The following is a 23,185-nucleotide window of genomic DNA, read 5'->3' on the forward strand; positions in this document are numbered from 1 at the left end:
ATCGACATAGGAGCTTAAAATGACAATGGACTTGCATGAATATATTGCATCTATTCCCGATTTCCCAAAACCAGGAATAACTTTTCGAGATATTACCCCTTTGTTAGCTGATACTAAGGCTTTCAAATTTACAATACATGAATTAGCCGCTTATGCTAAAGAAAAAGGAGCAACCGTAATTGTTGCTCCAGAATCTCGAGGCTTTTTGTTGGGAACCCCAATGGCTTTTGAATTAGGGGTTGGATTTGTTCCAGCTCGTAAGCCTGGAAAATTACCACGTGGAACGGTTTCAGAGAGTTATACTTTAGAATATGGTTCAGCAACCTTGGAGATGAACTCTGACTCGATTAAGCCAGGGGATAAAGTCGTGGTTGTTGATGACTTATTGGCAACTGGTGGTACTATCGCAGCAACTAATAAGTTAATTGAACGTTTGGGGGGTGAAGTGGTAGGTTTAGCTTTCCTCATTGAACTAACTGAATTGCAAGGCCGTGAAGTCCTCAAGGATTACGATATTAAGACCTTGTTAACTTATGAAGGTGAATAATAAAGATACAAATGACCATTTAAGCGAGATAAATCTCATTAATTGGTCATTTTTTTGATAATTTTGATGATAAATATTTATTATGACAATATTTTAATAAAATATAATAAAAATGGTATAATTATAAAAATATTAAAATTGGAGGCCAAATGATATGAGTGAAGATAATCATATGTTAGCAGTGCGCGAAAGAATTAATGAATTAGCAGCTAAGGCTAAAACCCCCGCAGGATTAACGAAGGAAGAAATGGAAGAACGACGGGCTTTACGGGCTGAATTTTTAGAAAATTTCCGGTCATCGTTCCGTTCTCAAGTGGAAATGTTACAAGTCTTTGATAAAGATGGTAAAGAAGTCACTCCCGATAAAGTTAAAAATATTCAACGCGAAAAAGGCTTACGTGATAACTAGTTAATATTTTATGGATCTTAACTAGTATTCTAGGCTAGATTTGATACAATTAAATATGATTAAAAAAATAAGTTAGGTTAAGGTAAAGACATGAGTACGTCAATTTGGATCGTTATTGTTGTTATTGCATTAATTGTAGGAGCCGTTTTTGGTTTCTTCATGGCACGTCGTTCGATGGAAACTTATTTGAAGAAGAATCCACCAATTTCTGAAGAAATGATGAAGTCTATGATGACTTCAATGGGTCAAAAGCCTTCACAAAAGAAATTGGCTCAAATGATGGCTCAAATGAAAAACCAACAAAAATAAGTAAACATATAAAAAAGCTGAGACACTTTTGCCTCAGCTTTTTTGATTAAATTTATTTTCCCGATTGGTGTCGATGATTAATGTGTTAAAACATTGTATGAATTATCAAAAATAAACGATCAGGCATTGGATATGCAAAGCTTGATCGTTATGAGATTAAATTATTTTTTATGTTGATCGATGTATTTAAAGTCCGGATTAATACTTTGATCTAAGGCGTTGAAAGAATCCTTTAAAATTTGATCAAACTCTTGACTAGCAAGTTCTTTATTTTTTGAAAAACTTAAAGGGTCGATTGGATCACCATATGCTAAAGTGACATTATTGCGCTTGAAGAGTCCGCTAAACTTCAAAGGGCCTTGATAAACAAGTGGAACAATGGGCTTTTTTGCCATTCTTGCAATAAGGAGTGCTCCGTCCTTCATGTCAGATGAGTGTCGAGAACCAGAAGGGAAAATGATTAAACTCATATTGCCTTTTTTTAAACCCTTAACTGGAATCTTTATTACAGATGGGCCAGGATTATCACGATCTACTGAGAAACCATTTGCATGGCGGATAATCCAACCAATAATTGGATTTTTGAATAATTCTTTTTTAGCCATAAACATATAAACTGTGGGATAACCCACTGCAGCGAAGAATAGGGGATCCCACCAAGTGCGGTGTGGACCGACGAGAACATATTCGCTATCGGGAACTTTATCCTGATTTAATACGGTGACTTTTCCGTTAATTAACCAAATTAGACCCCGAACAATATGGGCCGCAAATTGATAGAACATATTAAAAATACCTCTTATTTTCTTAAATCATAACTTTTATTATCCCACAAAATGGAATTGGTTGACAATTAATAAATCGAATTGGAAAATAAATAAGATATAAAAATGGACGGAGAAATTAAAATGACGATTGAGTTACGAGCTGATGAGCGATTTGATATGCTATATCGGGATGAAATTCAAATTATTCAAAGCCATTCAGTGTTTTCATTTTCACTGGATGCGGTTTTATTAGCCCATTTTGCTAATCCGCGAAATGGTGGACGTGGAACTACTGTAGACTTAGGTACAGGTAACGGAGCTATTCCATTATTTATGGCTCACAAGGTAACTGGTCAGATCATTGGGGTTGAAATTCAACCACGGTTAGCTGATATGGCTCAACGTTCGGTTCAATTGAATGAATTATCAGATAAAATTAAAATTATTAATAAGGATATGCGTGATGTTTTTGTTGATATTAAACCTGGTTCAGTCGAAAATGTGGTTTCAAACCCACCTTATTTTGAAGCAACGGAAAAATCACATAAGAATCCAAATCAACACTATGCCATTGCACGTCATGAAATTAAGGCTGATTTGAATTTAGTGACCCATACAGCCAAAAAATTACTTAAATCTGGGGGCCATTTTTTTATGGTTCATCGACCTGATCGATTATTTGAAATTTTAGATGCTTTAAGGGACAATAATTTAATTCCAAAAAGAATTCAATTTGTTTATCCTAAGGTGGGAAAGGAAGCTAATATTGTTTTAATAGAATCAATCAAAAATGGTAAATTAACTGGAGCGCAAATTCTACCACCAATCATTACGCATCAAGATAACGATGAATATCGAGATGAAGTTTTAGCTATTTATGAAGGCCGGGCTTAAAAATGCCGGATAAAAAATATTATATGTATGTGCTTCTAACTGCTGATAATATATTTTATGGGGGGTTCACTGATAATGTATTACGAAGATTAGCGGTGCATGAAGCTGGCAAAGGGGCGAAATATACTCGACCCAAAAAACGACATCCATTACATTTAATTTATTCTGAAGAATTTGAGACTAAAGGGGATGCTTTGAGAGCGGAGGCTGCTTTTAAAAAACTAACCCGGTTAAAAAAAGAGACTTTTTTACTTGATCATGGTGTGGATTGGAAAAAATTAAATAATTGACAACTTTAATGCTTCAGCGTAAAATTTGTTATTGGTTTAATAACCAAAAATACTCACTAAATCTAATAGTTGAACGGGTGCCGTTTCGGTCGTCGAACTACATGCGGATTTAGGTGGAAAAACAATTTGGAGGAATTTTACTCATGGCAGTAATCTCAATGAAGCAATTGCTTGAAGCTGGTGTCCACTTCGGTCACCAAACTCGTCGTTGGAACCCAAAGATGGGTGAATATATCTTTACAGAACGTAATGGTATTTACATCATCGACTTACAAAAGACAGTTAAGATGGTTGACCAAGCATATAACTATGTTCGTGATGCCGCTGCTGATGGTGCAATTGTTTTGTTCGTTGGAACAAAGAAGCAAGCACAAGATGCAGTTGCTGAAGAAGCTACACGTGCAAACATGTACTTCGTGAACCATCGTTGGCTTGGTGGAACTTTGACTAACTGGACAACAATCCAAAAGCGTATTTCACGTTTGAAGGAATTGCGTTCTTGGTCAGAAGATGGAACTTTCGATCGTTTGCCTAAGAAGGAAGTTGCATTGTTGACAAAGCAACGTGAAAAGTTGGAAAAGTTCTTGGGTGGAATCGCTGATATGCCACGCATCCCAGATGTATTGTATATCGTTGATCCACACAAGGAACAATTGGCTGTGCAAGAAGCAAGCAAGTTGAATATTCCAATCGTTGCTATGGTTGATACAAATGCTGATCCTGATCAAATCGACGTTAAGATTCCATCAAACGATGATGCAATCCGTGCCGTTCGTTTGATCACTGCTAAGATGGCAGATGCAATCATCGAAGGTAATCAAGGTGAAGATGCTGTTGCTGAAGAAGCCTTTTCTGAAGAAGGAGCTGAAAAAGCTGCTTCTATTGAAGAATTGACTGAAATCGTTGAAGGCGACAACAAGTAATTATCTGCTTTAAATCAAGCTGAGGACATTAGGACTCGGCTTTTTTTATAGCTTGATCAAAAATCACTGGTGTAACAGTGTTAAAACACTGTTAAATTGTGTATAATTAACTAGATAAAAACTTATATATTTAAAGGAGACCATTTACAATGGCAATCAAAGCTGCACAAGTTAAAGAATTACGTGAAAAGACAAACGTGGGAATGATGGACGCAAAAAAGGCGTTGGTAGAAACTGACGGTGATATGGAAAAGGCAATTGATTTCCTTCGTGAAAAGGGAATGGCTAAGGCTGCTAAGAAAGCCGGAGCTATCGCTGCTGAAGGAATGACTTATGTTGCTGTTAAGGGCAACTTTGCTGCAATTATCGAATTGAACTCACAAACTGACTTCGTGGCTGGCAATAAAGAATTTAATGATTTGTTGCATGCCGTTGCGGAAACAATTGTTGACGCAAAGCCAGCTACTGTTGAAGAAGCGCTTGAATTGCCAATGGCCGGTAAGACTATGAACGAAGAAATCATCCACACTACGCAAATTACTGGTGAAAAGATTACTCTTCGTCGTTTTGCAGTTATCGAAGCTAAAGATGGTCAAGTTTTGGGAGCCTATTCACACATGGGTGGACGTATTTCTTCATTAGTTTTGCTTGATGGAGCAAATGCTGAAGTGGCTAAGGATGTTGCAATGCACGTTGCTGCTATTAACCCACAATATGTTTCACGCGAAGAAGTCCCTGCTGATACTTTGAGTCACGAAAAGGAAATTCAATTAGCTGCTGAAGACTTGAACGGTAAGCCAGATGCAATCAAAGAAAAGATCGTTGAAGGACGTTTGAACAAGTTCTTGTCAGAAATTTCATTGGTTGACCAAGCTTTCGTTAAGGGAGATGGTGAAACTGTGGCAGCTTATGTTGAAGGACAAAATGGTAAAGTTCTTTCATTCGTTCGTTATGAAGTTGGTGAAGGAATCGAAAAGGCAGAAAATGATTTTGCGGCTGAAGTTGCAGCACAAATTAAGTAAGATTTGATAGGGGTGCATAAACATGGCAGACGTAAAGTATAAGCGCATTTTATTAAAGCTATCAGGGGAAGCCATGGCTGGTGATAAGGGTTTTGGAATTGATCCTGAAACAGTTAATAGTATTGCTGCTGAAATTAAAGAAGTTTATGAGTTAGGGATTGAAATTGCTATTGTTATTGGTGGTGGAAATCTTTGGCGTGGTGAAAATGGTGCTCAGCTAGGAATGGAACGTGCCCAAGCTGATTATGTTGGGATGCTTGGAACTGTGATGAACGCTCTTTCTTTGCAAGATTCATTGGAAAATATGGATGTTCCTACACGCGTACAAACCGCAATTGAAATGCGTCAAGTCGCGGAACCATATGTTCGTCGTAAAGCAGTTAGGCATCTTGAAAAAGGGCGCGTTGTTATTTTTGGAGCTGGAACGGGTTCACCGTACTTTTCAACCGATACGACTTCTGCCTTACGTGCCGCTGAAGTTAATGCCGATGCGATTTTGATGGGTAAAAACGGGGTGGATGGTGTCTATAACGATGATCCACGTAATAACCCAAATGCAGTTAAGTATGATAAATTAACGCACATGGACGTTTTGTCGCAAGGTCTTAAAATCATGGATTCAACGGCTTCAACGCTCTCAATGGACAATGATATTGATCTTGTGGTCTTTAATTTGAATACGCACGGCAATATTAAACGCGTTGTTTTGGGTGAGAACATCGGAACAACAGTTGGAGGAAAATAAAGCATGGCAAATCAAATTTTAGAAAACACTAAAGAACGAATGGAAAAAGCCGGTATGGCTTTGCAAACTCAACTTGGTAAAATTAGAGCTGGAGTTGCTAATCCATCAATTTTAAGAGATGTTAAAGTAATGTATTATGGAGCCGAAACACCTTTGAATCAAGTTGCTTCAGTTTCAGTACCAGAAGCACGGATCCTTTTGATTACTCCATTTGATAAGACAGCATTAAAGGATATTGAACAAGCTATTTTTGCTTCTGATTTAGGATTAACTCCTACAAATGATGGTTCAGTTATTCGTTTGGTTATCCCTGCTTTAACTGAGGAAACTCGTAAGGATTTGACGAAAGAAGTTAAAGCTGAAGCTGAAAAAGCTAAGGTTGCAGTTCGTAATGTTCGTCGGGATGCTTTGGATCAAGCTAAAAAAGAAGAATTATCAGAAGATGAGTTGCGTAAGATCGATAAAGATATTCAAGGCTTAACTGATGATGGAGTTAAAAATATCGAAAAAATTGCCGCTTCTAAGGAAGCCGAACTTTTGAAGATTTAATATAACTTGTATGTTTTTATAATTATATTGAATTAATTTATATAATTTAATGCATAAAAATGATAAAATAACCTTACTTTAAATTTAAGTAAGGTTATTTTTTTACCTATAAACTAATAAATTATATGTAAAAAATTGGATAAAGTGAATTGGTTATACTAATAAAAAGTGAGTGTTTATAACATTTCTGAGTTAAAATAGCATTATTTTTATGTAATCAATGTATACCAATTTATACCATTTATAAAAAATAAACATTTTAATTAGTTGACTTGATGCGATTCAAAGGTATAATTATACTTATAATTTAAAAAATAAAAAACTATACCAATTTATAAAAGGTATGAGGGAGAATTTAAATGTATTATTGCGGAATTGTTGGTTATACAGGAACACAAAAAGAATCAGCGCCAATCTTATTAAAGGGCTTGGAGAAATTAGAGTACCGTGGATATGATTCAGCTGGTGTTTTTATCCCTAATCAAGATGCGACTGGTGATGAATTAGTCCGTCAAAAGGGACGTGTAGCTGATCTTGAAGCCTTATTGGCTGACAAAAATGTAAATGGTAAAGCTGGAATTGCGCATACCCGTTGGGCAACTCATGGTGAACCTTCTGTTAGAAATTCACACCCACAATACTCTGAAGATGAAAAATTTTATTTGGTTCACAATGGAGTGATTGAAAACTTCATGGAATTAAAAGAACAATATCTTTCAGATGTAACTTTCCAATCTGATACTGATACAGAAGTGGCTGTTCAATTGATTAGTAAGTTTGCTCGTGAAGACAATTTATCAACTTTTGATGCTTTCAAAAAAGCCATTAATTTATTTGGCGATTCAGCTTACGGTTTCCTTTTGATGGATCAATCAGAACCAGATCGGATGTATGTTGCAAAGCGTAAGTCACCATTGTTGATTGGGGTTGGATCTGACTTTAACGTAGTGACTTCTGATGCGGTTGCAATGTTGGATGAAACACATGACTTTATTGAGTTGCTTGATGGTGAAGTTGCAATCATTGATCCAAAGCAAATTCAACTTTTTAATGCTGACGGAGAAGCGGTTGAACGTGAACCATTCCATTTGGATATTGATGCTTCAGAAACTGATAAAGGAATTTATCCTTACTATATGTTAAAGGAAGTTGATGAGCAACCGGTTGTAATGCGTCGTTTGATGGAACGTTATTTTGATGATCAAGGAAATGCTTTGATTGGAAAAGCTATCTTAGATGAAATTAACGCTGCTGATCGAGTTTACATCATCGCTGCTGGGACTTCATACCATGCTGGACTAGCAGGAGCTCGCTTGTTTGAACAGTGGGCTAACAAGCCAACCAGTGTCTTTATCTCATCTGAATTTGCTTATGAGGAACCTTTGTTGTCAGAGAAGCCATTCTTTATTTTCTTGAGTCAATCTGGTGAAACTGCTGATTCACGTGAAGTTTTGCAAAATATCAATGAAGCTGGATACCACTCATTGACGTTGACCAACGTTGAAAAGTCAACGCTTTGGCGTGAAGCAACGTACGCTTTGCCATTATTGGCTGGACCTGAAATTGCGGTGGCTTCAACAAAAGCTTATATCGCACAAATTACTTTGGAAGCAATCTTGGCTTATGCTTTGGCAGGTAAGCAAGACCTTAATTTGATGGAAGAATTATCAAATATTGCGGTTGCAATTCAAGCTATTGTTGATGATAAGGATACTTTTAAGCAAGTTGCTAATGAAATGTTAGTGCCAGCATCGACAAATAGTGCATTTTACATTGGTCGTGGTGTCGATTCAAGCGTAGCCTTAGAAGCGGCATTGAAGTTGAAGGAAATTTCATATGTTCAAGCAGAAGGCTTTGCAGCTGGAGAATTGAAGCATGGAACTTTGGCTTTGATTGAAGAGGGAACTCCTGTGATTGCCTTAATTACTCAACCAAAGACGGCAGGTCTTGTTCGTGGGAACTTATCAGAGACGACAGCACGTGGATCACGTTCTTATACCATTGTTTCGAAGTCTTTGGCAAAGGAAGGCGATGGTTATGTTTTGCCAGATGTTGATCCTTTGCTAGCACCATTAGTTGAAGTGGTTCCAACACAATTATTGGCTTATTACACTTCACTTGGTCGTGGATTGGATGTTGATCGTCCACGTAACTTGGCTAAGTCAGTTACTGTTCAATAGATAAAAAATTTGTATTGAAAAGCCCGATCACATTTAGTTGTGGTTGAGCTTTTTTGCGTTATCTTTTTATTTAAATAATGTTGGATATCATTTAAACGCAATAAATTTGTTATTGAAATTTTAAGTTTATGCTAATAATAGGATTTAATCTAATCTATTTAAAAGTGCCTTATCATGAACTCATATTTATAAATGAAATATTTACAAATGGATATAATGACTGAGGTAAAGCCATTTTAGTACATTCAAACCGTTGGTCATAACATAACTAATTTAATAAATGAAGTATTGTATTTAAAGTTTTATTTGGGTAATATAGTTATAGCAAGTTTCCTAACGCTATGTTAGGTTAAAGATAAAATTTAATGAAAGAAGGACAATCATGGTGATTATTACGGCAGGCATGATTGGGGTTGGTAAGACAACCTTGACAGACTTAATTGCAAAACATAAGGGGACACAAGCTTTTTTTGAGCCAGTGGGAGAAAATCCAGTTCTACCATTATATTATGCTGATCCTAAGCAGTATGGTTTCTTACTGCAAATTTATTTTTTGAATAAGCGTTTTGCCATGATTAAAAAGGCGTTAGTAGACGATAATAATGTCTTAGATCGTTCCATTTATGAAGATGCTCTTTTCACACAAGAAAATCATAGTTCAGGTAATATTTCTGATGCTGAATTAGATGTTTATATGAAATTATTAGATAATATGATGAATGAATTGAGTGGTATGCAAAAAGGTCGTCCAGACTTGATGGTTTTCGCTGATGCTGACTTTGATACGATATTATATCGAATTAAAAAGCGAGGTCGTGATTACGAACAATTTGATGATAATGCTGACTTAAGAGATTATTATTTTAAAATGTGGAGTGCTTACCAACAATGGTATAAAGATTACGATGCATCTCCGAAGATGCGAGTAGATCTTCAAAAGTATGACTTGGAAGATCCAGAGAGTCAAAAAATAGTATTAAAGATGATTGACGATTATTTGGAAGAGTTAGAAGTACAATAAATAATATAAAGCTGGGCCTTAATTTTAATATAAGAGCTACGGCTTTTTTTCATGGAAAAATTTATGATAGCATATCTTAGAAGTGGATCATTACTTATGTATAAATAAGTAAACGCTCTTTTGATTTGATCATGGTAAAATAGAGTTATTATTATAGATGGGGGAATGAAGCATGAAATCTATTATTTTTGATGTTGATGGAACGCTATTATCGACGGAAAGTATGTATATTACGGCCTTAGCGGAAACATTAAAAGATCATAAAATTACACGGTCAGATGCTGAATTGCATCATGTTTTTGGATTGCCTGGGCCAGAGTCATTAGAATATTTAAAAATTCCTAATCCTGAACTCATTCAGGCAGATTGGATCGCACGTTTAGATGATTTTCGCGATAGTATTTTCTTATACCCTGAAGTTCTAAATATGTTAGAGCAACTAAAAAAAGGACAATATAAAATGGGAATTGTGACCTCGAACACACCAGCCGAGTTTGCAGCACACCATGATCGATTTGGAATTGAACAATTCTTTACTGATTTTGTTTTTGCAGGAATGACTAAAAATATGAAGCCAGCCTCAGATCCAATTTTATTAGCAATGAATAATTTAGTGAGTGATCCAAGTCAGACAATTTATATTGGTGATTCTATCCATGACATGCAAGCAGCTCATAATGCTGGAATTGCATATGGAATGGCAGGCTGGGGTGTAAAAGATCGAACTGTCTTTAAAGATCAAGCAGATTATATTTTTGAAACCCCTAATGACTTAGTGGAATGGGCTAAGCAGTAGAAAGTAGGCAGTGTAATGGACAATCGAGCTATCGGTTATATTGATTCAGGTCTAGGCGGATTAACCGTAGTTAAAGCGGCGTTAGCTAAGTTACCGAATGAAGCGATTTATTATCTAGGAGATACCGCCCGGATGCCATATGGACCACGACCGCAAGCAGAAGTAGTAACTTTTACGCGCCAAATGATTCAATTTTTAGTCGACAAACAGGTTAAGATGGTAGTGATTGCTTGTAATACTGCTACTGCGGCAGCATTACCTACAATGCAACAAGAATTTGATATCCCTATTATTGGAGTGATTGAATCAGGAGCAGCAACAGCAGCAACTCTAACCAATAATAAGATCGTTGGGGTAATTGCAACACAGGGAACGATAAATTCAGGTAGTTATGTTAAGGCATTACATCAAAACAATGCTGATTTATCAGTTTATCAATTGGCAGTTCCTGAATTTGTTACTTTAGTTGAAAGTGGAACGACAGATTCAATTGAAATCCAAGCGGTTGTTGATCGAAATATGGCTAATTTTCCAAGTTCAGAAATTGATACTTTGATTTTAGGATGTACCCATTTTCCACTATTAGAAAATAGCATTCAAAAAGGACTTGGAAGTAAAGTTAAGATCGTCGATGCGGGAGCAGAAACGATAACGATGGTAGCAACACAATTAAAATCACTAAACATTATGCATCAAGAAAGTTTGCAAGTTGATCATCATGCTGATCGATATTATACAACTGGTGATGCAGCTCAGTTTAAAATGTTGGGTGAACGTTGGTTAGAACGAGACGATTTACAAGTTAGTACTTTAACGATTGGTGCTGAAAAGTTATATTTAAAATGAGGTTAATTCATGAAACAACTAATTGTTGCTACTAAAAATTCAGGTAAAGTGTCAGAAATAAAGACCTTTTTAGAGCCTTTTTCAATTGAGGTAATTTCATTAAATGATTTACCAGAAATGCCAAAGATTATTGAAAATGGTCATTCTTTTGCTGAAAATGCGTTAATTAAGGCTCGGACAATCTGTCAGGCACTACAAGTTCCAGTTTTAGCGGATGATTCTGGATTGACAATTCCAGCCTTAAACGATGAGCCTGGAATTTATTCAGCACGGTATGCTGGTGACCATAATGATACAGCTAATAATCAAAAAGTTTTGCTGAAGTTAAAAGGTGTACCAATTGATCAACGGCAAGCATCTTTCCATACGGTCATGGTTGGGATAAAACCGGATGGTAGTCAAATTATGGCTGAAGGTCAGGTGGATGGATTGATTTTGGAAACTCCTCGAGGATCTAATGGGCTTGGTTATGATCCATTATTTTATTATGAACCATATCAAAAAACGCTTGCTGAAATGAGCCCATCAGAAAAAAATACCATTTCGCATCGAGGAAGAGCTTTAAAGGTATTATCACAAAAATTTAATGAATGGTGGTAAAAAGCAAGACAAAAATGCTCTATATTTTGCTTTGATAGTTTTGTCTTGCTTTTGCCGAAAAATTGAAAGAAAAAAATATCAGTAGATAAGATTGACTGATTTGTAAAAATGTTTTTATAGAGGACGGTGATATCTTATCCGACCTCTAAGAAGGAGGACAGAATGGATTATTTAATCGTTTCAGATATTCACGGTGATCGCTCTATTTTAGAAAAAATTGTGAACCATTATGTTGATCAAGTGCAGGCAATGTTTTTCAATGGTGATTCAGAATTGAAAGCTGATGATGAACTGTTTCAGCAAATTCAACCAGTTATTGGGAACATGGACTTCGATTCATTGTTTCCTGATGATCGATTATATGGTGACCGTTGGATTAAAATTTATCAAACGCACGGTCATTTATACCATACTGAATCAGATTTAAATCTGATTCGAGAACATGTAGCACCCTTGGATGCCAATGTTGTAACATTGGGACATACACATCAATTAGGGGCCGAAATGATTGATGGAAAATTATTTATTAACCCTGGATCTATTTCACTTCCTCGAGGACCTTATGCCTATTTAAAGGGGACTTATGCCATTTTATCGGTTCAACCAAAACAGTTAGACGTACAATTTTACAATCGAGAATTAGAGCCAGTGGAAGAAATGAATTTTAGTTTTAATCGTCAAAAGTAAGAATGGAGTAGCTATTATGGCTTTTACAAAAGAGGTAACAATTCTAGGGGATGATATTACATATGAAATCAATCCAACCTTGAAAAAATATGCTCTTACGGATGTTGGGTTTGTTAAAAATAATGCGGGAACTTATGTTATGCAACGTGCACTGCAACCGGATAAAGGATTAGAAAATTCGGTTAAATTAAAAGTAGCTATAAATGGAAGTGTTGATGGTTTTAAAATGAAGGTTGTGAATGCTTCTGGAAATACCAATATTAATATTTTTAAGTCAAATAATCAGTCCGATTTAGTGGAATTGTTGCGATACTATCTCGATGAATTGGTTAGTCGTGAAATTATAAAAATAAAATAATATAGATAAAGGCCGGAACGTTTTGTTCTAGCTTTTTTTGTAAGCATTAATTAAATTATTATATTGAATTTTTAAGCTAAAAAGGAATGGTTAATACACTTATCTTTTTTAAGTTCGTGATTTAAATAAAAAAGTAAAAATAATTTGCTTTTTGTTAATAAATTGCGGTAAAATTTAAATATAATAAAAAAAGGCGGAACGGAAATGATTGAACGATATACGCGGGCGGCGATGCAGAAAGTATGGTCATTAGAACAACAATACCAATCATGGCTGGAAGTGGAAATTGCAGTTATGGATGGCTTGGTACAAGAAGGTGGACGAGTTTCTGAATTGCGATCGATCCGACCAACAGTTACTGAATTGGCGTTAGTTGAGCAAAATGCAAAATTTAATGTTGAAGAAATCGCTGATTTAGAAAAAGTTACCAAACATGATATGGTTGCGTTTACCCGAAATATATCAGCTTCATTAGGGCCTGAAAAAAAGTGGATTCATTATGGATTAACAAGTACTGACGTAGTAGATACCGCACAAGCTCTTCGTTTGCGAGATGCTAATAAAATTATTCGGAAAGAATTAATCGCATATAGCGATGTCTTACGTCGTTTAACTTTGAAATATAAGACAACGGTTATGATGGGTAGAACTCATGGTGTTCATGCTGAACCAACCACGTTTGGGTTGGTTTTGGCCCGTTACTACCAAGCATCATTACGAAATTTAGAACGTTTTGATCGAGTGGCATCTGAAATGGAAACAGGAAAATTGTCGGGGTCCGTTGGTACTTTTGCAAATATTTCGCCTGAAGTCGAGATGGCAGCGATGAAACGATTAAAGCTGCAACCACAACCGGTTGGTTCACAAGTTTTACCAAGAGATTTGCATGCTGATTATATTTCGACTTTGGCTTTAATTGGAACTTCATTAGAGGAAGTTGCTGTTGAAATTCGAGGACTGCAACGTTCAGAAATTCATGAAGTCGAGGAGGGGTTTGCTGGAGGACAAAAAGGTTCTTCTTCAATGCCGCATAAACGTAATCCAATTGGCTCAGAAAATATTGTTGGTCTTTCACGAGTTTTACGGGGGATGACAATTCCGGCCTATGAGAATGTTCCGTTATGGCATGAACGAGATATTTCGCATTCTTCAGCAGAACGGGTCATTTTACCTGAGGCAACGTCGACATTAGACTATATGTTACATCGGATGACCAATATTCTTGATAATTTACAAGTATTTCCAGAACAAATGAAAAAGAATATGAATAGAACTTATGGTTTAATTTATTCACAACGATTGATGTATGCACTAATGGATGATGCTGATTTTTCAAGAGAGCAAGCATATGATGTAGTACAACCATTAACTGCACGTGCCTGGGATGAACAAATTCAATTTAGAAGTTTAGTTGATGCTGATCCAGTGATTCAAGAAAAATTAAGTAAGAAGCAAGTTGATGATGCATTTGATTATCATTGGCATTTACGTCATGTTGACGATGTGTTTGCTCGTCTTAATTTGAATGATGGTGAGTAAAAAAAGTAATAACGATTATAAAAATAAAAAACAATAAATAAAACTGGGGCATAATTTGTCTCAGTTTTTTTCTATAGGTGGGAATCATAAGTTAAAGTTAACTTTCAAGGTTTTCTTGTTATATAATAGAAGTAACACACAATAAGGGAGTAAGGCATGACAAAATTATATTTTATTCGTCACGGTAAAACAGAATGGAACAACGAGGGACGCTTCCAAGGAGCGCAAGGAGATTCACCATTGTTACCGGAGTCATACGAACAAATTGAAAAATTGGGAAACTATCTACAAGATATTGAATTTAAACATGCTTTTATTTCACCACTAAGGCGGGCACGTCTAACAGCTGAGGGAACATTAAGCCTACTTAAGAATCGACCATCAATGACTTTGAATTCTGGGTTAATTGAATTTAAATTGGGTGCTTGGGAAGGGCAGACTTTTGCTGCTGTGAAGAAAAATCAAGCAGAACAATATGAGGCCTGGCGTAATCATCCCGACCAATATGATGCCACCCAAGTTCCTGGAGCAGAGACATTTGAAGCCGTTCAAAAACGGTTTAAATATGCAGTTGATGAAGCAGTTCGAGCTTACGGTGGAGAAGATGTCAATTTGATTTTCTTTGCGCATGGTATGTTGTTGACAATTGGAATTGAAACTTTGTTAGAAAAGCCGTTAGCCCAATTACGGGCACGAGGTGGCTTAAGCAATACTTCAACATCTATTTTAGAGACCAATGATGGACAGACTTATCATGAAATTTCACGAAACGATACAAGCTATTTAGGAGTCATTGACGATCCAAGTAATACGATATAAATTGACAGGAGGTACAATTACATATGGTAGAAGCAAAAGATGAAGAAAACAAACTACAAGCCGATATGCATCAATTGGTCGAACTAATTCAAAAAGATGAGAATAATTGGCGTGCTTATGTTGATTTAGTCAATTTATTGGCAACAAGTGAAAATTTAGTTGAGGCTGAGGAACTGGGTCTTAAAAGTTTAGCGCTATTTAAGGAAGATCAAGTTGCACAAGACAATTTACATTATACGTTGGGTAACGTCTATTATTTAGCTGGTAGCTACGAACGCGCGAATGAATTCTTTCAATTAGTTACTGATGAGCAATTAAAGTATGATGCTGTTATGATGCAGGCTCAAACTTGGTATAATCAACAAAATTATCAAAAAGCTCTCGTTTATGCACTAACCGGGACGGAAATGCCGGAAAATGATTTAGCTGGTTTTATTTTACTAGGTAATATTTGGTTAAGTTTAGAAAATATGGAACAAGCAGCATCTGCTTTTGAACAGGCATTAAGCTTTGATGAAAATAATTTTGATGCCAATTTTGGCCGGGGATTAATTGCAACTGTTTTAAAAGAGGCCTCGAACCCTTGGTTTAAACGAGCACAAGCTCTTGATGAAAAACATTTTGAACAACAAGCAGGGCAATTAGATGCTTTAACGCAAATTATGATGGGAAATGATACCAATGAATGATATTCGCGATTTAATGGTGGATGATGCACCAGCGATGATTGCTCAGGTTCAAGGAATTATTTTTTCAGCAACAGATAGCTTTTATAAAGTGATTGCAGTTAAGATTGATGAAAAGAACTTTGAATATGATGGGGATGAAATTACAGTCACTGGTTCTTTTGGAGATCTTCAAATTGGATCAAATTATCAATTCACTGGTCAACTTAAAAATCATGCTCGTTTTGGACAACAGTTTGCGAGTGAACATTATCAACGGTTAGATACCAGTTCAGCAGCAGGATTAGTGCAATACCTTTCTGGAGCTGATTTTACGGGAATTGGTGCTAAAACAGCTGAAAAAATTGTCGATAGTTTAGGTACAGATGCAATTGACCAAATTTTAGATAATCCGGCTGTGTTAAATAATATTGGGTTGAGTGAAAAGCAAAGTTCCACGCTTGTAGAACAGTTAAAACAATCCGATGGGATGGAACGTTCAATTATTGCTTTGAACCAATTTGGCTTTGGATCGGCTTTAGCAACTACTATTTATGAGCACTATGAAAATGAAACCTTAGAAATCCTTAAAAATGATCCATATCGAATGGTGTGGGAAATTGACGGAGTTTCATTTAATCGAATTGATCAAATTGTTTTACAAGAAGGTTTGGATCCCCTTGATCCCAGACGCATTCAAGCAGGGGTTGTCGCAGCTATGAATAAAGCGACTTTTGAACAAGGGGACACATATGTTGAATTAAGTGTTCTAAGTTATGCTGCTAAACGGTCGTTAGAACGAAATGACCATACACAAATTGAACCGGAAGTAATACAAAATGCTTTGCTGGATTTAGTAGAGCAAGAAATTGTTGTTGCAGATGATGATCGGTTATTTATGACCAACTTATACTATGCAGAAGTTGGAATTGCTCAACGAATTGTGGAACTAAATTCGCAAAAAGGTATCTTTCCAAGACGTGCCGTTGAAAAAGTCCTTAAGCAGGTAGAAAAGCAACATCAACTGCAATATACTGATGAGCAGCATGAAGCAATGCTAGCCGCTTTAACAAGTAAATTGTTTATTTTAACGGGAGGACCTGGGACCGGTAAAACTACCATTATTAATGGGGTTGTCGATGCCTTTGGCCGTTTGTTACAACAAGATGGTTTAGATGAAGATAAAATTGAGTCAGCAATTAAGTTAGCAGCACCTACCGGACGAGCAGCTAAGCGTTTATCCGAAGCGACTGGGAAACCAGCGGCGACAATTCACCGTTTGCTAGGTATTTCAGGACGTGAAAGTTTATCCGATTTAGATTTAGATCCATTAGAAGGGCAACTTTTAATAATTGATGAGATGTCAATGGTAGATACTGAACTATTTAGCTTCTTGTTAGAAAACACCCCTAATTCAATGCAAATTATTTTAGTAGGAGATAAAGATCAACTGCCATCAGTAGGTCCGGGTCGAGTTTTCTATGATTTGCTAAGTAGTGGAAAGTTAAATTATCGCGAATTGGCAACAATTCATCGACAAGACGCAGATTCTACGATTATTGAATTAGCTAATGAAGTTAAACGTGGGCAACTACCTATTGATTTAATGCAGCGTCAGCCCGATCGTTCATTTTTCCCCGCACACGTTCAACAAATTCCGGATGCGATGGAAAAAATCATTATGAGTTGGATTGAACGAGGCAATTCAGTTCGCGATATGCAAATTTTAGCGCCGATGTATAAAACTGATGCAGGAGTAAACCGGTTAAATCTATTAGCTCAAGATCTTTTTAATCCTAAGACAAAACAGAAGCGTGAGATAATGTGGCGTGAAGGCGATTTTGAATTTGGCTTTAGAATTGGCGATAAAGTCATGCAAAAAGCCAATGATCCAGAACACGATGTTTTTAATGGTGATATTGGTTATATCAAAACGATTATGTTTGCGAAAGATCCTGAAAATGAAATGAAAGTTGATTACATTGAAGTTGATTTTGACAATAATTATGTTTTGTATCAAAGAACTGATTTTATGAATCTTACTTTAGCTTATGCAACCACAATTCATAAAGCTCAAGGCGGTGAATATTCATTAGTTATTATGCCGTTAGTACAGGCTTTTAACCGAATGCTACAACGCAATTTGCTTTACACTGGCCTTACACGAGCGAAGGATTCGTTGGTTCTATTGGGCGAACCAGGGGCATATCAACAGGCTGCTCAAACTGAGGGAGCTAAACGGAAAACGATGCTACCTACGCGTTTGGAAAAAGCTTTAGTGGGAATTTTACCTAAAGGCCCAACGCAAAAGGTGGAAGTTTCCGATCAAGATGTAGCAGTAGATCGGGATAATAAAGTTATATCAGAAAAGGGTTCTAAAACTGAATGGATCGATGACATAACTGAGCCTGGTTTAAACCATGAGCAACAATCTATAGCGATTAAAGAGGAAGTACCAGTTAATAAAAATCAGCTTAAACTCGCCATGATTCAAGCACAAACGATAGACCCCAATGTGGGGATGATGGGGGTGTCACCTTATGACTTTATGTAAATTAAATGCAACTCAGCGTAAATTTATTTTAGGGTTGGGGGCGCTGTTAATCGGCTTAAAAGTCCATCATCGGACTGCTGAATAGGAGGATTTTATGCAATTACAAAAATTACCATTAGAATTTGAAAATGCTTTGCCAATCGTACAAAAACTTGAGGATGCTGGATATGAAGCGTATTTTGTTGGCGGTTCGGTCCGGGATACTTTATTAAAAAAGCCAATTCATGATGTCGATATTGCAACTTCAGCCTATCCAGAAGAAGTTAAAACTATTTTTAATAAAACTGTTGATACTGGAATTGAGCATGGGACTGTGATGGTATTAGATCATGGAAATGGTTACGAAATTACTACATTTCGAACAGAATCATCTTACACTGATTTTAGACGTCCAGATGAAGTTAAATTTGTGCGGCAACTGGCTGATGATTTAAAGCGTCGTGATTTTACCGTAAATGCTTTAGCAGTTAAAAGTAATGGTGAAATTGTGGATTTATTTGATGGATTAACTGATCTAAGGCAACAAACTTTACGAGCAGTTGGAAGTGCTGATGAACGATTTCATGAGGATGCTTTACGAATGATGCGTGCTGTTCGTTTTGCTGCCCAATTAGATTTTAATTTGGATCCTGAAACGAAATTGGCTATTAAAAATAATGCAGAATTATTGCAAAATATATCAGTTGAACGAATTAATGTTGAATTCACTAAATTATTGCAAGGTAAAAATGCCCAATTTGGATTATTAGCATTGCTAAGCACGGGTCTAAATGAATATATGCCAGGGCTCAATCATACAGAAATTGATTTATGGGGATATGCAGAATTATTGGCCGTTGATCAAGCACATACGGATGCTGAAGCTTGGACTTTGCTGGCTTTTGAATTAGGATTAACCACTGTGGATGTGAAGGATTTTTTGAAATTATGGAAGCAAAGTAATGAATTAATTCAAACCATTCAGCGTTCGTTAGATCTTTTGAATCAATTGCGCTTAGATGATGCAAGTAATTGGCAATTATACGCAACTGGTTCAGCAATAGACAATGCACTATCGGTACTGAAATTAAGTGAATTGACCATTGATTCAGAGCGATTAAGAGAACGGTATCAAAATTTAGCAATTCATCAACGCAATGACCTAAAAGTGAATGGTAAAATTTTGAAAGATAAACTTAATTTAAATCCGGGACCAATTCTAGGTAAATTATTAACTGTCTTAGAACAAGCGGTGGTTGCGGGACAAGTTAAAAACGATGAGACAATTTTATTGAAATATGCTGCTGATTATCTTCAAAAACATCCAAAAGTATAATTTAACCTAAGTTTAAATTATGGATGGTATGATAAATGATATAAATATTAGGAAGATAGTGGGGATAGTATATGAATAGAAAACGACTAACTCAGCAAGGCTGGTTTCGAGTTTTAGCCATGGTAATTGCATTGGAAATGGTAGCTATCGCTATAAATTTCTTTTATGCACCAATTCATGTTGCAGCAGGTGGTGCAACTGGAGTTGCAATTTTATTGGATACGGCCTTTGGCATTAATCGCTCATTAACCGTTTTGATTTTTAATATTGCGATGATTATTTTATCGATCATTTTCTTAGACCGAAAAAGTGTTCGTAATATCACAGTTGGTAGTTTTCTACTGCCACTCTTGATGTACATAACTCCTAGCTATAAATTAGTTAATGACGCTGTTTTAGCGGTTATTATTGGCGGAGGAATTTTTGCAACTGGGGTGGCTTTATTATACCGCTTGGAAGCTTCAGCAGGTGGGACCACTGTGCCACCTATGATTTTAAAGAAATTCTTTGGAATCAATACTGCTGTTTCATTACTTTGTATTGATTTAACTATTACGTTATTTAATTTAATTGTCTCAAGTACGAATGCTTTCTTTTTAGCGGCTTTTTCATTGGTTGTGACGATGATTGTAATGCGTTATATTGAAACTGGGTTTGATTTAAAGCGCCAAGTTCAAATTATGAGCAATGATCATTTATCAGAAATTCACAAAATGTTATTGGATGAGAAATTGAGTTTGACTATTTATGAAGCCAGAGGTGGTTATACTAATGATGCCCGTGAGATGATTATGGTTATGTTAAATGGTAATGAATATGCTCACCTTTTACGTAAAATTCATGATATTGATCCCGATGCTTTTATTACCACCACCAACGTAACAGAAGTTCATGGTGGAAGTTTGGGATATTAATTTGAAAGAAGATAGTAATTCAAGAAAGTTCAGAAAGGACGTTGATTCATGAGCGATCAATATCAATTTAATCAGTATCTTGATGCGGGAAATATTGATATTAGTTTAGTTTTATTGCAAAGATATCATGAAATCGGTTTGACAGATCAAGAATTGATCATATATTTACAAATTAAAGCTATGCTAGATCGAGGGTATGTTGAACCAAGTACGGAAAAAATCGCTAAATATATGGGCTTGCAGCCAACGCAAGTTTTCTCAGGAATTGAAAATATGCGTGCTAAGAATTTAGTAGTTTTTGAAACTAAACGTGATGAAAACAAACGATTGATAACTACTCTGAATTTTCATCAGTTATATCAAAAACTATTGGAATTACCGGATGAATCAGCTGTTCGAGCAGTTGATCGACAGTCGAATAATAATAATAGTTTTCGACAAATTAAAGATGAGCCAACACGAGCAGAAATTTTTACTATGTTGGAACAGGAATTTGGCCGATCGCTTTCACCAATTGATTTAGAAATTGTTAGTAATTGGTTTGATGTTGATCATTTCTTACCAGTATTAATTCAAGAAGCGATTAAGGAAGCTGTGGCGAATCAAGCTTTGAATTTACGATATATTGAATCAATTTTGGTGAATTGGACTAAGCAAAATTATCATTCTAAACAGGATGTTTTAAAAAATTCAAAAAGGCGTAAGAACTTTCAAAATAAGCAAAATGGTATTAAAAAAGACACGCCTAAGATTCCTTTGGATGTTGACCTGTTAAGTTTGGACCCCAAACAATTATAAAAATTAAAGGGAACAATTAATGAAAAAGTGGAAAAAAAGTAAAATAAATGGTGTTTTACCTGAACAATTATCGGCGACAGTAAATCGGGTAAATGATTTAGGCGATATTGTCATGGATAGTGCTCTGGCTGGTGATTTTCGTTCCTTTTTAACAGGTGATCGAGTGACTGGTTTTGCTATTGGTGTGGTCGTTGGAAACGCCTTTTCCAATTTTGTGAAGGATTTTGTTAATTTAATCAGTGGGATGTTACATTTTTTAGGTATTTGGATCCAAAAAGGTATCTGGCAATTTAACGTTATCCCTTGGGCTGATTTTGGCAAATCTTTTTTGACAATGATTTTGATTGCTGGTTCTGTGTTTTTCTTTATTCGGATCCTAAATACTTTCGTTGCAAGAAATCCTACAGAAAAATTTGGATATAATGTTAATTTAATGGAAATTAAAGCTTTACGTAAAGAACAGCAGGAAACAAATCAATTATTGTCAGAATTAATATCGTTAGAGAAAAAACGGCAAAATTAGGTTAAAATGTTATAATGGATTTATTAAATAAATGGGGTTAAAATAATGAAAAAATATGATAAATTAGCAAAAAAGCAAGCAACTAAGATGACAAAAGATATTGAACTACAACTCAAGCGGGGACAAATTCATGTAGAACTGGTTGATTCACCAGAAGAAATGGATGAATTCTTAGCTGGATTACATTAATTTTTTAACAGTAAATCGAAAGATATTCGCGTTTGCTAAAAATTTAATGTAAAGGAGGTATGCATGATGGAGATGGAACGAATTAATGAGGATACTATTCGGGTTCTAGTTACTAAAGAAGATTTAGATGAACGTAGTATTTCGTTGGTGGATTTACTTAGTAACCAAGACGAAGTTGAAAAATTCTTTTATAGTATTTTAGCTGAGGTCGATGTGGAACATGATTTTGAGCAAAATGAAGCGGTCTCTTTCCAGGTGATGCCTAGTAAAAAGGGATTAGAAATTTTTATTACTAAAAATATGACCGACGATCAGGTACCAAAAGAGATTTTGGATAAGCTGATGGGATCTGAAAAAAATGAAGTTGATGAAACTCGTGATGAAGTATCAGATGATACTTTGCACGAATTGTTAGAAACTGACCAAAATGAGCAACGTAACAAAACTGATGATAGTGCAGCATTGTCTGGCAACGAAAAAGCGGGTCAAATTGCTAAGACTCCACAAAGCTTAACTTTTAAATTTAATGATTTCGAGTCATTGATTCAATTATCACAGGTCTTGGAGATTGAGGCAGCTAATAAGTTGGTTCAATATGATGGTGCTTATTATCTTGAATTACTATTTGATGAAACTTATCAATTAAATGAGATTAAAAATATTACTGCAATCGCCCGCGAATTTGGAAAACTTTCTGCAGTCGCAACGGCAGTTTTGGCTGAACATGGTAAAATTATTTTTGAAACCAAAGCGCTTAGTGAAATTGTAGAATATTTCAAATAAATTATTTTTAATAAACAAAAGCTAAAATTTAATTTAATAGTAGTTAATGTTTTACGTTAAAATGGGTCCTTACTTGTTGTAGGGACTTTTTTTATTGGAGATATAAAAATATTATTCGCAATTAATCAACATACAAACCAAGT

27 protein-coding genes are annotated in these 23,185 nt (G+C 35.8%); 26 read left to right on the plus strand and 1 reads right to left on the minus strand.

The features are described 5' to 3' along the window. Nucleotides 1–19 precede the first annotated feature (19 nt). The 3 genes from JC2156_RS02305 (at nucleotide 20) to JC2156_RS02315 (ending at nucleotide 1,265) form a co-directional block, all read left to right on the plus strand. A complete protein-coding gene (locus JC2156_RS02305; protein WP_006845213.1) occupies nucleotides 20–547 on the plus strand; it encodes an adenine phosphoribosyltransferase in 528 nt (175 codons plus the stop codon). Between the two features lie 154 nt (nucleotides 548–701). Further along, on the plus strand, nucleotides 702–956 hold the full coding sequence (locus tag JC2156_RS02310; protein ID WP_006845214.1) for a DUF896 domain-containing protein: 255 nt from the start codon (nucleotides 702–704) through the stop codon (nucleotides 954–956). A gap of 90 nt (nucleotides 957–1,046) precedes the next feature. Then, the gene (locus JC2156_RS02315; RefSeq protein ID WP_006845215.1) at nucleotides 1,047–1,265 is read left to right on the plus strand and encodes a YneF family protein; all 219 of its coding nucleotides are present in this window, start codon (nucleotides 1,047–1,049) and stop codon (nucleotides 1,263–1,265) included. Nucleotides 1,266–1,426: 161 nt separating this feature from the next. Here the strand turns inward: JC2156_RS02315 and JC2156_RS02320 are convergent, their stop codons facing one another. Continuing rightward, the gene (locus tag JC2156_RS02320) at nucleotides 1,427–2,050 is read right to left on the minus strand and encodes a lysophospholipid acyltransferase family protein (protein ID WP_006845216.1); all 624 of its coding nucleotides are present in this window, start codon (nucleotides 2,048–2,050) and stop codon (nucleotides 1,427–1,429) included. A gap of 123 nt (nucleotides 2,051–2,173) precedes the next feature. Here JC2156_RS02320 and JC2156_RS02325 point away from each other — a divergent pair, with 123 nt between their 5' ends. The 23 genes from JC2156_RS02325 to JC2156_RS02430 all read left to right on the plus strand — a co-directional run bounded on the left by JC2156_RS02325 (nucleotide 2,174) and on the right by JC2156_RS02430 (nucleotide 23,042). Next, entirely contained in the window at nucleotides 2,174–2,926 is a 753-nt protein-coding gene (locus JC2156_RS02325; protein ID WP_006845217.1) for a tRNA1(Val) (adenine(37)-N6)-methyltransferase, read from the plus strand. A gap of 2 nt (nucleotides 2,927–2,928) precedes the next feature. After that, nucleotides 2,929–3,216: a GIY-YIG nuclease family protein gene (locus JC2156_RS02330; protein ID WP_006845218.1), complete on the plus strand. Its 288-nt coding sequence runs from the start codon at nucleotides 2,929–2,931 to the stop codon at nucleotides 3,214–3,216. A gap of 143 nt (nucleotides 3,217–3,359) precedes the next feature. Next, a complete protein-coding gene (gene rpsB / locus JC2156_RS02335) occupies nucleotides 3,360–4,139 on the plus strand; it encodes a 30S ribosomal protein S2 (protein ID WP_006845219.1) in 780 nt (259 codons plus the stop codon). A 149-nt stretch (nucleotides 4,140–4,288) separates the two neighbouring features. Next, entirely contained in the window at nucleotides 4,289–5,161 is an 873-nt protein-coding gene (tsf, locus tag JC2156_RS02340) for a translation elongation factor Ts (RefSeq protein WP_006845220.1), read from the plus strand. Nucleotides 5,162–5,183: 22 nt separating this feature from the next. Further along, the gene (pyrH, locus tag JC2156_RS02345) at nucleotides 5,184–5,906 is read left to right on the plus strand and encodes a UMP kinase (RefSeq protein WP_006845221.1); all 723 of its coding nucleotides are present in this window, start codon (nucleotides 5,184–5,186) and stop codon (nucleotides 5,904–5,906) included. 3 nt (nucleotides 5,907–5,909) lie between these two features. After that, a complete protein-coding gene (gene frr, locus JC2156_RS02350) occupies nucleotides 5,910–6,455 on the plus strand; it encodes a ribosome recycling factor (protein WP_006845222.1) in 546 nt (181 codons plus the stop codon). Nucleotides 6,456–6,814: 359 nt separating this feature from the next. Continuing rightward, nucleotides 6,815–8,635 (plus strand): glutamine--fructose-6-phosphate transaminase (isomerizing), encoded by a 1,821-nt coding sequence (gene glmS, locus JC2156_RS02355; protein ID WP_006845223.1) that lies wholly within the window; start codon nucleotides 6,815–6,817, stop codon nucleotides 8,633–8,635. 382 nt (nucleotides 8,636–9,017) lie between these two features. Continuing rightward, nucleotides 9,018–9,656: a deoxynucleoside kinase gene (locus JC2156_RS02360; protein WP_006845224.1), complete on the plus strand. Its 639-nt coding sequence runs from the start codon at nucleotides 9,018–9,020 to the stop codon at nucleotides 9,654–9,656. Nucleotides 9,657–9,828: 172 nt separating this feature from the next. Further along, nucleotides 9,829–10,452: an HAD family hydrolase gene (locus JC2156_RS02365; protein WP_006845225.1), complete on the plus strand. Its 624-nt coding sequence runs from the start codon at nucleotides 9,829–9,831 to the stop codon at nucleotides 10,450–10,452. Between the two features lie 15 nt (nucleotides 10,453–10,467). Continuing rightward, complete coding sequence (gene murI, locus JC2156_RS02370) at nucleotides 10,468–11,298, plus strand: glutamate racemase (RefSeq protein ID WP_006845226.1); 831 nt, start codon at nucleotides 10,468–10,470, stop codon at nucleotides 11,296–11,298. Nucleotides 11,299–11,307: 9 nt separating this feature from the next. After that, nucleotides 11,308–11,898 carry an XTP/dITP diphosphatase gene (locus JC2156_RS02375; protein WP_006845227.1) on the plus strand — a complete coding sequence of 197 codons (591 nt, stop codon included), beginning with the start codon at nucleotides 11,308–11,310 and terminating at the stop codon, nucleotides 11,896–11,898. Nucleotides 11,899–12,060: 162 nt separating this feature from the next. After that, nucleotides 12,061–12,585: a YfcE family phosphodiesterase gene (locus JC2156_RS02380; RefSeq protein WP_006845228.1), complete on the plus strand. Its 525-nt coding sequence runs from the start codon at nucleotides 12,061–12,063 to the stop codon at nucleotides 12,583–12,585. A 16-nt stretch (nucleotides 12,586–12,601) separates the two neighbouring features. Next, complete coding sequence (locus JC2156_RS02385; RefSeq protein WP_006845229.1) at nucleotides 12,602–12,943, plus strand: DUF1831 domain-containing protein; 342 nt, start codon at nucleotides 12,602–12,604, stop codon at nucleotides 12,941–12,943. Nucleotides 12,944–13,147: 204 nt separating this feature from the next. Beyond that, nucleotides 13,148–14,482: an adenylosuccinate lyase gene (purB, locus tag JC2156_RS02390; RefSeq protein ID WP_006845230.1), complete on the plus strand. Its 1,335-nt coding sequence runs from the start codon at nucleotides 13,148–13,150 to the stop codon at nucleotides 14,480–14,482. A 156-nt stretch (nucleotides 14,483–14,638) separates the two neighbouring features. Then, complete coding sequence (locus tag JC2156_RS02395) at nucleotides 14,639–15,301, plus strand: histidine phosphatase family protein (protein ID WP_006845231.1); 663 nt, start codon at nucleotides 14,639–14,641, stop codon at nucleotides 15,299–15,301. A 23-nt stretch (nucleotides 15,302–15,324) separates the two neighbouring features. Continuing rightward, nucleotides 15,325–15,990 (plus strand): tetratricopeptide repeat protein, encoded by a 666-nt coding sequence (locus JC2156_RS02400; RefSeq protein ID WP_006845232.1) that lies wholly within the window; start codon nucleotides 15,325–15,327, stop codon nucleotides 15,988–15,990. Continuing rightward, nucleotides 15,983–18,520, plus strand: coding sequence for an SF1B family DNA helicase RecD2 (gene recD2 / locus JC2156_RS02405; protein WP_006845233.1), 2,538 nt, complete (start codon nucleotides 15,983–15,985; stop codon nucleotides 18,518–18,520). The genes JC2156_RS02400 and recD2 overlap by 8 nt, the downstream gene beginning before the upstream one ends. Nucleotides 18,521–18,614: 94 nt before the next feature. After that, entirely contained in the window at nucleotides 18,615–19,835 is a 1,221-nt protein-coding gene (locus JC2156_RS02410; protein ID WP_006845234.1) for a CCA tRNA nucleotidyltransferase, read from the plus strand. 71 nt (nucleotides 19,836–19,906) lie between these two features. Next, nucleotides 19,907–20,749 carry a YitT family protein gene (locus JC2156_RS02415; protein WP_006845235.1) on the plus strand — a complete coding sequence of 281 codons (843 nt, stop codon included), beginning with the start codon at nucleotides 19,907–19,909 and terminating at the stop codon, nucleotides 20,747–20,749. 48 nt (nucleotides 20,750–20,797) lie between these two features. Next, nucleotides 20,798–21,547 carry a DnaD domain protein gene (locus JC2156_RS02420; protein WP_006845236.1) on the plus strand — a complete coding sequence of 250 codons (750 nt, stop codon included), beginning with the start codon at nucleotides 20,798–20,800 and terminating at the stop codon, nucleotides 21,545–21,547. A 19-nt stretch (nucleotides 21,548–21,566) separates the two neighbouring features. Further along, complete coding sequence (locus JC2156_RS02425; RefSeq protein ID WP_006845237.1) at nucleotides 21,567–22,070, plus strand: MscL family protein; 504 nt, start codon at nucleotides 21,567–21,569, stop codon at nucleotides 22,068–22,070. Between the two features lie 45 nt (nucleotides 22,071–22,115). Beyond that, a complete protein-coding gene (locus JC2156_RS08980) occupies nucleotides 22,116–22,259 on the plus strand; it encodes a hypothetical protein (protein WP_006845238.1) in 144 nt (47 codons plus the stop codon). Nucleotides 22,260–22,322: 63 nt separating this feature from the next. Further along, complete coding sequence (locus JC2156_RS02430) at nucleotides 22,323–23,042, plus strand: adaptor protein MecA (RefSeq protein WP_006845239.1); 720 nt, start codon at nucleotides 22,323–22,325, stop codon at nucleotides 23,040–23,042. Nucleotides 23,043–23,185: the final 143 nt, after the last annotated feature.

The sequence above is a fragment of the Weissella koreensis KCTC 3621 genome (genome assembly GCF_000277645.1).